An 8,895-nucleotide genomic window follows, 5' to 3' on the forward strand; every position below is an offset into this window, starting at 1 on the left:
CTGCGTTATAGGAGATGTTACTTTACGGTTGCGCTGCCCCATCCCTATTCCCAGCCATGTAACGGGGCTCGAGAATGCACTCGCGGGCGTAGGATACGAAGCATAACGGGGGAATAACGGCGCGTGTCTTAGGCTTGAAGCCAGGTTGCCCCACATATCGCTCGAGGTGAATCCCGATGCTGCGAAACCCTGTGAACACGGCCCCCTTTGCCCCTTGGCCCTATTTTGAGCCGGACGAGATTGCGGCGGCCACCCGGGTGCTCCAATCCGGCAAGGTCAACTACTGGACCGGAACCGAAGGGCGCGAGTTCGAGCGGGAGTTTGCCCGCTACGTGGGCAGCGATTATGCCGTGGCCCTGCACAACGGTACGGTGGCCATCGAGCTGGCGCTGCTGGCCCTCGGCATTGGGGCTGGAGACGAGGTGATCACCACCCCCCGCACCTTCATCGCCAGTGCCAGCGCCGCGGTGATGCGCGGGGCCATCCCGGTTTTCGCAGACGTAGACCCCCAAAGTGGCCTGATCACCGCTGAGACCATCGAAAAAGCCCTTACCCCCCGCACCAAGGCCATCATCGTGGTTCACCTGGCCGGCTGGCCTGCCGATATGGACCCCATCATGGCTTTGGCTCAACAGCACGACCTCAAGGTCATTGAAGACTGCGCCCAGGCCCATGGAGCCAGATACAAGGGGCGCAGCGTGGGCTCGATCGGCCATGTGGGCGCCTGGAGCTTCTGCCAGGATAAGATCCTCACCACCGGGGGCGAAGGGGGGATGCTCACCACCAACGATCCCGAGGTCTGGAGCAAGGCCTGGAGCTTTAAAGATCACGGCAAAAGCTACGAAGCGGTGTACCACCGCGAGCATGCACCGGGTTTTCGCTGGCTCCATGAAGATTTTGGCACCAACTGGCGGATGCTCGAGGTTCAGGCCGCAATCGGGCGGGTAATCCTGAACAAATTAGACCGATGGGTGGAAAGGCGCCGTTCCCATGCCCATTATCTCAATGAGCGGTGGGCCGGACTCCCCGGTCTGCGGATCACCGAGCCCCCCGAGGGGTTCTATCACGCCTATTACAAACACTACGCCTACGTTCGTCCCGAGGCCTTGAAGCCCGGCTGGAACCGCGACCGCATCATGACCGAGATCAGCGCGGCAGGAATCCCCTGCGGCAGCGGCAGCTGCAGCGAGATCTACCTCGAGAAGGCCTTTGAGAAGCACGGCCTGCGTCCCTCCCAGCGACTTCCCATAGCCAAAGAACTGGGGGAAACCTCCTTGATGTTTTTGGTCCACCCCACCCTCACCCAGGAGCATATCGAGGCCACGGCAGGGGTGGTTGAACAGGTCATGCACGAGGCCACGCGCTAAAATAGATTCAGGGAGCCATCATGATTGCCAACATAAAGGATTTCCGCTTCACCCCCGAGGTATGGGTTCGGGTTGGGGCCGACGCATTGATGGTAGCCCTGAGCTACGCTGCCGCCCTGCTCACCCATTTTTTGCTGGTGGCCCAGCACGGGGAGCCGGTGCTGCCGGTTCATTACCTGCAAATTTTCGTCCAGAGCGTGTGGATTCTGCTCCCCATCAGCCTCATCCTCTTCGCGGCCAGTGGGTTCTACACCCGTGGCCGGGCCTATCGGGGCCGCTATAAGATGCTGGTGGTGGCCCAGGCCGTGACCTTGAGCTACCTGGTTTTTGGCTTTACCGCCTTCTTGTTGGCCGACTGGCTCAATCCGCCCCGGCCAGTGGTTTTCATCGCCCTGCTCTACACCCTCATCCTGACGATGGGCTCGAGGGCCTTCGTGCATCTTTGGGAGATCCTGCGGGAAAACCGCCAGGCGCAGACCTCTTCCGATCCCATCCCCACCCTACCCCGCCCCGAAAAAACCATCCTGGTCATCGGGGGGGCAGGGTATATCGGCTCAGGACTGCTGCCTAGGCTTTTGGAGCGCGGCTATCGGGTGCGTCTTCTGGACCTGCTGATGTTTGGCAAGGAGCCCATCGCGGCGGTACTGCATCACCCCAACCTCGAGCTCATCCAAGCGGATTTCCGCCAGGTGGACAAGGTGGTCGAGGCCATGCGCGGGGTGGACACGGTGGTCCACCTGGGGGGGCTGGTGGGTGACCCGGCCTGCGCCTTGGATGAAAACCTCACCATCGAGATCAACCTGGTGGCCACCCGAACCATCGCTGAGATCGCCAAGGGAATGGGGGTAGGGCGCTTCGTCTTTGCCAGCACCTGCTCGGTCTATGGGGCCAGCGACATGGTCTTGAACGAGCGCAGCGGTCTCAACCCCGTCTCACTCTATGCGCGGAGCAAAATTGCCTCTGAAGAGGTATTGCACCGCCTGCAAAGCGACAGCTTCTCGGTGGTGATCCTGCGCTTCGGGACCATTTACGGGCTTTCGGGCCGGACCCGCTTCGACCTGGTGGTCAATCTGCTCACGGCCAAGGCTGTGATTGACAAGAAGATTACCGTCTTCGGCGGAGACCAGTGGCGGCCCTTTGTACATGTAGACGATGCTTCCCTGGCGGTGATGATGGCGGTAGAAGCCCCCAAGGAACGGGTGCACAACGAGACCTTCAACGTTGGGGGCAACGAGGGCAACATGACGTTGGGCCAGGTGGGAGAGCTGATCAAGCGCCTGGTTCCTGAGGCTGAGCTCATTGACTCTGGCCGGGACGGGGATCGGCGCAACTACCGGGTGGACTTCAGCAAGATTCGGCTGGTCCTGGGCTTTGAACCCCAGTGGACCGTAGAGAAGGGCGTGCGCCAGGTGATTGAGGCGCTGCAAAGCGGCAAGGTGCGCGACTACCGCAATGCCCTGTACTCCAACGTCAAGTTCCTCACCGAGGAAACCTCCTCGGATGCGGTGAAGCAGTACTACACCGGCTGGGAACGCGAGCTGATTGAGCGGGCCCACAAGACCCACCCCGAAGAGACCCCACCTGTGGTGGCCAAAGCCTAGCCCACCCCGCATCGGGCGGCTCTCGAGGGGAGGGCCGCCCCGCTCTTTGCGCGGGAAAACCCACCCCTCAGTTCCCCTCGCCCGTGATAATGGAGGCCATGCCTCTCCTTACCACCCGACTCCAGCTCGAGCTCTCCCAAACCCTACTGCACGCCGTTTTGTCCGCCGGGGTAGCTCGTTTGGAGCTCCCCATCAAGCTGTTGCGCTTTTCGCTGGGCCACCTGAGCGGTGGAGAAATCACCCGCTGCACCCTCAGCCCAGAAGCCTGGGCCTTAGGGCTGCGCTTCGCGAGCGGCCCGGCGCTCGAGCTCCGGCTGCGCCCCTTGGGGTATTGGCCTAAACCCCAGGTCTGGCGGATACGGATCGAGAACCTGCATTTTTCCGGGTTTAGCGGGGCCCCGCTCTTAAACCTGGCCCCGGCCCGGGTGCTCGAGGTCGCGACCTCTCAGGCCAACCGTAAACTGCCCGGGCTGCTGAGCATGGGCAAAGGCCTGGAACTCCAGGTGCACACCGCCCCCCTGTTACAAAAGGTGCTCAGCGAGGCCTCGCTAGAGGGAGCGCTGCGCGAACGGCTGGGCCTCGAGCCACAGCTTGGCCTGGAGCTTACACAGCTCGAGCTGCTCGAGGAAAAGCTGGCCCTAACCCTGCAGGGCAGGGCTTAACCCGGCGGTATGAACCCCCCGCTGAGCCGGGCTACCTCCCCAAAGGGAAACGCGCTGCTGTCCAACCCCCCGGGCGAGACCACCCACAGCGTGGGGATTTGCGGGGCCTCGAGGGGAAAATCCCCGTATCCGTCGGTTAGATAAATGCACACCCCTTCCGCCGATAGCTCCGCCAGTTGGCTAAAGAACGGGCGAAAATCCGTACCTCCCCCCCCTTGGGGAGGAGGGATTTCCCCATCGGCCTGGAGCGAGTAGGGGCCATAGAGCGTGGCATCCGCATAGTAAAGTTGGGCTTCCAAGTGGGGGTAGGCCCGCAGGATGCCCTGCACCTCGCTCAGGAATTGGCGAACGAGGGCATCCTCTACCGAACCCGAGGTATCCACCGCCAGGAAAACCCTGAGGTTTTCGCTCTCGAGGGTCTCCAGATACCATCCCCGCCCCACATGACGGCGGTCGTAACCGGAGAAGTCGGTAGGGGTACGCACCAAAAACCGCCACAGCAAGGTTTTCCAATCCAGCTCGGGGGGCTCCAGCAGCCCAAACGCCCGCTCCACCCCTGCCGGAAGGTTGCCCTGGCCCTGGCTGCGGGCAATAACCTGAGCCTGCTGGAGGGCTTTTTTCCAGTGTCGCTCGATCTCGGCCTTCTCGGCCTTGCTCAGGGAGTCGCCATCCAAAAACCTTTTGCTGCGCGGGGGCTTGCCCTGGCCCGTCTGAGCCTCTGGGTTGCTCCCTTGGGCATCGCCCGGAGGTTCCTCCAACAAGTCCACAAACACCCGCTCTAGGGAACGCTCCACGGGCAACAGCGCATACACCTCTTCAACCGCGTAGCGCTCGAGCCCAGCCTCGCGCACATGCCCCTCCGGCAGGCTGAAACCGTTTTGGATCAGAATGCCGTTGACCACAATGTCTGCCGCGATGTTCCAGCGCTGGGGATGGCGGTGGGAACGCCGCGGTACGTGCAGCAAGGCAGCGTGCAAAACCTCGTGTAGCAGCACCCCGTCGAAGTGGGGATCGGAGAGCGAGCCCATGAAATGGGGATTGTAGAACACATCCCGCCCATCGGTCGCCGCCGTGGGCAGCTCGAGGCTGGGTTTGAACCGGGCGAACAAGGCTAAGGTAGCCAGAAAGGGCGAGCGCACCCGCAGCCGTAGCAAAGAGGCGCTGATCCGGGCCTCGAGGGCGGGGGGTGGGTCCGGAAGGGGGTTCATGCTGGGCCATCTCCCTTGGCCTTGAGGCCCTTCTCGGCCTCCGTCCGCACCCAGCGATTGCCGTCCTGGGCAAGCTCGGCCAAAACCTCCGGGGGGGTTTTGGGGTTGCGGGCCAGGGCCAGGCGCACCAGCCATTCCGGGGCAGCCCGGTGGCGCACTTTGGTCAGCTCGAAGAGGGGCAGCTGGGGGCTGGCCAAGGCCACCGCTCGGTTGAGCAGGAAGCGCGACCTCGAGGCCGCCACCAGCAATTGCTCACGGTAGTGGGCCAGGGTGTCGGCGTCTAGCCGGGGGTGTTGCAAGGCCGCCAGCTGTACGCCTTCATCGGGGTCGGCCAACAGCCTCGCCAGCAGCCCACCCCAGGCCCCAGGATGCCGCGCCACCGCTTGCCGTACATCCCGGTCGGGGTCGCTGGCCAGGCCTTCCAAGGACTCCCTGGGCAAGCAGGGGTTGAGGGCCACGGCCTGGCGCACCCGCCACTCCGCGTCCTGACAAAGCTGGGCCAGCAGGGCCTGGGGTGTCGCCGGGTTCTGGGCGGCCAAAGCCCGGGCATAGAGGCCTCGGCCCGCAAGCTCGGCCAGAAATCCCAGATCCAGGGTGGCATCGAACGCCTCAGCCCGCCGGTAAGCATCCAGGATGCCCACCGGCAGAGAGGGGTTGGCCCGGGCGGCCTGGCGTACCGCCTCGTCGTCGTCCCCGGCCAGCCAAGCCAAGGCCTCGAGGGGAGCCTCGAGACGGGCCGCGACCAACAACCGCACCTCGAGGTGCTCATCCTGGGCCAGCAGGGCCAGGCTGGCCGCACTGACCTGGGGATGCCGGGCCACGGCCTTGCGCACATCGGCATCGGGGTCGGTGGCTAGAGCCTCCAACACCCCGCTTCGAATCCGGGGGTTTTCGGCCACCGCTTGCCGTACCCGCCAATCCTCATCCCCTGCGAGCCGCTCGAGGTCGCGGCCGAGGGTGTTGGGGTGGCGGGCTGCCAGGCGCCGAGCCCACTCGCTCCCAGCAGCCAGCTGGCTCAGCAGGTGGGGAGGCAGCTCAGGGGCCAGCCGCTTGGCTCGGCGGTACAGCTCGAGCAGGCTTAGCTCGGTCTCCAGGCCGGCAAACCACCCGGAAAACAGCGGCTCGAGGGCGGCCTCCGGAACATTGGGATGGTCGGCTACCGCCTGACGCACATCGGGGTCAGGGTCGGTGGCCAAACGAATCAACACCTCGGGCGGGGCAAAGGGGTGCGCCGCCACCGCCTGACGCACCTTCCAGTGGTCATCGGTGGCCAGCCTCACCATCAAAGCCTCCGGCAAGGCCGGGTTGACCAGGATCTGGGCCCGCACATCGGGCTGGTCGTCGGTTGCCAGGCGCTCGAGCCAGGGTCGGGGGGTGTTGGGGTGGCGGGCCACCGCTTGACGCACATCTGGGTCGGGGTCCGCCGCCAGAGCCGCCAGCAGTGGGGGTGCGGCGTTGGGATTCCTGGCCACAGCCAGGCGGGTGTGCCAGTCGCTATCGGCGTGGCAGCGCTCGAGGGTTTCCGCCGGGGCATTGGGGTGGCCGGCGGCGATGCGCCGGGCCCACTCGCTCAAAGCAGCCATGCGCCCCAGCTCCTGCGAGGGCAGCGCCGCATCCTGGGCCTCCGCCCGGGATAACAGCTCCAGCACCCGCACCGGGAGGCTGCGGTTTGCCGCTGCCGCCGCCCGCACCCGCTCATTCTCATCGCTGGCCAGCCGCTCCAGGGCCTCCGCTGGGGTGCGCGGGTTGGCAGCCGTGGCCAGGCGCACATCGGGGTCGCTATCCCCGGCCAGCCCGAGCAGCTTTCCGGGCTCGAGCCCAGGATTTGCCGCTGCCGCTGCCCGCACCCGCCAGTCTTCATCCCCGCTGAGTTGCTCCAGCAGGCCTGGCGGGGTATAGGGATACCGCGCCACCAGGGTGCGGGCCCAAGGATGGCCGCGGGCCAGCAACTCCAGCGGAACCTCGGCAGGCTCCCCGAGCTCGAGCCGGGTGAAGCGCTCGAGCGCCTCTCGGGGGGTGGCCGGGTTGGCCTGGGCGGCCCGCCGCACCTCCTCATTTTCATCCAGTAGCAGTGCCTCCAGCAGCTCCGGCGGGGTTTGGCCGGAGGCCGCCAGGTATTCCCGCAGGGTAGGATCGGGCTCCCGAACCAACCGGGGCATCAGCCAGCCTGGGATCAGCCCCACCAAGGCCAGTTGGCGCAGTTGCAGCGGGTCTGCGTCGGCCTCGAGCCACCACAGCGCGGTCTGGTAAGGGCAGGTCTCCAGGCTCAGGTGCAGCCGGGCCGCCTCAGCCACCCCAGGGAGTGGGCTGGTCAGTAGAGGCTCGAGCAGCTCAGGGGGCGTACTGGGGTTTTGGGCCAGGCTCTGCAGGGCCGCCAGATCCCCATTCCCTGCGGCCCAGCGCAAAAAGCCCACCGGAACGCTCGGCTGGGCCAACAGGCGGTTCCGGGCGAAAGCCGGGATCTCCGCCAGCCAGTTGGGGTTGACCAGCAAGAGCAGATCCAGCACGGGGTTTTGCAGCACCTCTTGGGGGAAGCGCACCGCCAAACGAACCAGCACCTCCGCAGGGGTATTGGGGTTCGCGGCAACCGCTCGGCGCACTTCCTCCGTCAGCGAGGCCAGCCTCCGCAGCCGCTCGGGTTTGCAGCGGGGATCCTGGGCTTCGCGCAGGGTGTCTGGGGAGGGCATACCTTATCTTGCCAGTCAGGGTCTAGAAATGGGTGGGAATCACCTCAGCACCAGGTCGTGATACTCCCGCATGAACTCCCGCAGGCGAGGGTCTTCCCGCACCATCAGGGCAAACTCACCGGGACCGTTTTTACCCAGCCGGGTGAACAGATCGGCCACGAATAGCTGCACCCACTCCGGTGGGGCTGCCTCCACCAAGTAGCGGAAGGCGTTGAGCCCCTGCTGTGCGGTCTCTGCTCGCAGGGCCAGGCCCAAGGTGAGGGCATAGCGCTGCGAGGGTTCTTCGGGAAAGGGGTAGGCCCGCTGCCCCTGCAAAAGATCGCCCAGCTCCGGCAGCACCTCGTAGACCCTGCCGAAGGCCTCGAGCTCCGCTGCGGCCCCCGCCCCCACCACCGGGGCCACATCCAGCCCAACCCTCAGCAATCGGCTGGCCATCTCCCAGCTGCGCGGGCTAGGCCAGGCCGGATGCTTGGGGTCTATCTGGTGCAGGAGGGCCGGGCGGAAGGCCAGAAAGGCCAAGATGCGCTCGTGAATCCCCACCTCGAGGGCGTACCGCTTGAAGCTCTCGAAATCCGGGGTCACCTCGAGGTGGAGAAAACGGTTGGCCAGCGGTGCAGGCATCTCAAACACCGCGGCCCGATCTTCTTTGCGGTTCCCCGCCGCCCACACCAACCAGCCCGGCGGCAAGGTATAAGAGCCCACCTTGCGGTCGAGAATGAGCTGCTGGGCCATACCCTGCATGGTCGGGGGGGCCATGTTCAGCTCGTCGAGGAAGAGGATCCCCTCGCCCGAGGTGGGCAAAAACTCCGGCGGGTACCACTTGGAGACCCCGTCCACGGGAACCGGCAGGCCCCGCAGGTCGGTGGGGGCCAGCTGAGATAGGCGCACGTCTATGAACCCGATGCCGTACTTGCGGGCCGTCTGGGCCACAATCGAGGACTTGCCCACCCCAGGAGGCCCCCAGATCATGGTGGAGAGCTCGAGGCGGTGCTCCACCAACCCCGACAGGTAAGCGGCCAGTTCGGCTGGACTCATGGGCCCAGTTTGGAACAGCCTCGAGGTTTTGTATAGCCCGTCCGGGAGTTATTAAAGGGCGCGTTTAACCTATCCGACATGTTCGGCCACCGCGGCCACAAGGGCCGCCAGATCGGCGGAAACATCGGTCTCGAGCTGCACTGCCGCAGCCCCAATGCTCCCCGAGAACCCCCCCTCGACGCGCTGTAGGTCCACGGCGCGACCGGTGATGGCCCCGCCCAAGCGCCCCCGGGCCCCCCGGGCATCCACCTCGAGGTTCAGGCTCGCCCCCATCAGATCGCTGCCGAAGCGGGCCTCTACCGTGCCTCCACCGAGCTGGCCGTTCACCGTAAACC

Annotated in this window: 6 protein-coding genes and 1 pseudogene; 3 read left to right on the forward strand and 4 right to left on the reverse strand. The window is 65.3% G+C overall.

Going from position 1 to position 8,895, the window contains the following annotated elements:
- The first annotated feature begins 176 nt into the window (after positions 1-176).
- From Mgrana_RS07290 to Mgrana_RS07300, 3 genes are all read left to right on the forward strand, one after another.
- Positions 177-1,367, forward strand: coding sequence for a DegT/DnrJ/EryC1/StrS family aminotransferase (locus tag Mgrana_RS07290; RefSeq protein WP_119356949.1), 1,191 nt, complete (start codon positions 177-179; stop codon positions 1,365-1,367).
- Between the two features lie 20 nt (positions 1,368-1,387).
- The gene (locus Mgrana_RS07295) at positions 1,388-2,968 is read left to right on the forward strand and encodes an NAD-dependent epimerase/dehydratase family protein (RefSeq protein WP_240631281.1); all 1,581 of its coding nucleotides are present in this window, start codon (positions 1,388-1,390) and stop codon (positions 2,966-2,968) included.
- Between the two features lie 98 nt (positions 2,969-3,066).
- Positions 3,067-3,630 (forward strand): hypothetical protein, encoded by a 564-nt coding sequence (locus Mgrana_RS07300; protein ID WP_119356950.1) that lies wholly within the window; start codon positions 3,067-3,069, stop codon positions 3,628-3,630.
- On the opposite strand, the gene Mgrana_RS07305 is transcribed toward Mgrana_RS07300, so the two are convergent.
- From Mgrana_RS07305 to Mgrana_RS16820, 4 genes and pseudogenes are all read right to left on the reverse strand, one after another.
- On the reverse strand, positions 3,627-4,838 hold the full coding sequence (locus tag Mgrana_RS07305) for a vWA domain-containing protein (RefSeq protein WP_119356951.1): 1,212 nt from the start codon (positions 4,836-4,838) through the stop codon (positions 3,627-3,629). The genes Mgrana_RS07300 and Mgrana_RS07305 overlap by 4 nt on opposite strands.
- Positions 4,835-7,525, reverse strand: a complete 2,691-nt coding sequence (locus Mgrana_RS17240) for a variant leucine-rich repeat-containing protein (RefSeq protein WP_119356952.1) — start codon at positions 7,523-7,525, stop codon at positions 4,835-4,837. Before Mgrana_RS17240 ends, Mgrana_RS07305 begins: the two co-directional genes overlap by 4 nt.
- Positions 7,526-7,564: 39 nt before the next feature.
- Positions 7,565-8,560: an ATP-binding protein gene (locus Mgrana_RS07315; RefSeq protein ID WP_119356953.1), complete on the reverse strand. Its 996-nt coding sequence runs from the start codon at positions 8,558-8,560 to the stop codon at positions 7,565-7,567.
- 69 nt (positions 8,561-8,629) lie between these two features.
- Positions 8,630-8,895, reverse strand: a pseudogene (locus Mgrana_RS16820) (hypothetical protein); the annotation flags it as partial.

This window comes from Meiothermus granaticius NBRC 107808 (assembly GCF_003574355.1).
Lineage (GTDB): Bacteria > Deinococcota > Deinococci > Deinococcales > Thermaceae > Meiothermus > Meiothermus granaticius.

Bases quoted from the DNA above. Each gene is read 5' to 3' on its own strand.
- Mgrana_RS07290 (WP_119356949.1), top strand. From the start codon at position 177: ATGCTGCGAAACCCTGTGAACACGGCCCCCTTTGCCCCTTGGCCCTAT.
- Mgrana_RS07295 (WP_240631281.1), top strand. From the start codon at position 1,388: ATGATTGCCAACATAAAGGATTTCCGCTTCACCCCCGAGGTATGGGTT.
- Mgrana_RS17240 (WP_119356952.1), bottom strand. From the start codon at position 7,525: ATGCCCTCCCCAGACACCCTGCGCGAAGCCCAGGATCCCCGCTGCAAA.
- Mgrana_RS07300 (WP_119356950.1), top strand. From the start codon at position 3,067: ATGCCTCTCCTTACCACCCGACTCCAGCTCGAGCTCTCCCAAACCCTA.
- Mgrana_RS07315 (WP_119356953.1), bottom strand. From the start codon at position 8,560: ATGAGTCCAGCCGAACTGGCCGCTTACCTGTCGGGGTTGGTGGAGCAC.
- Mgrana_RS07305 (WP_119356951.1), bottom strand. From the start codon at position 4,838: ATGAACCCCCTTCCGGACCCACCCCCCGCCCTCGAGGCCCGGATCAGC.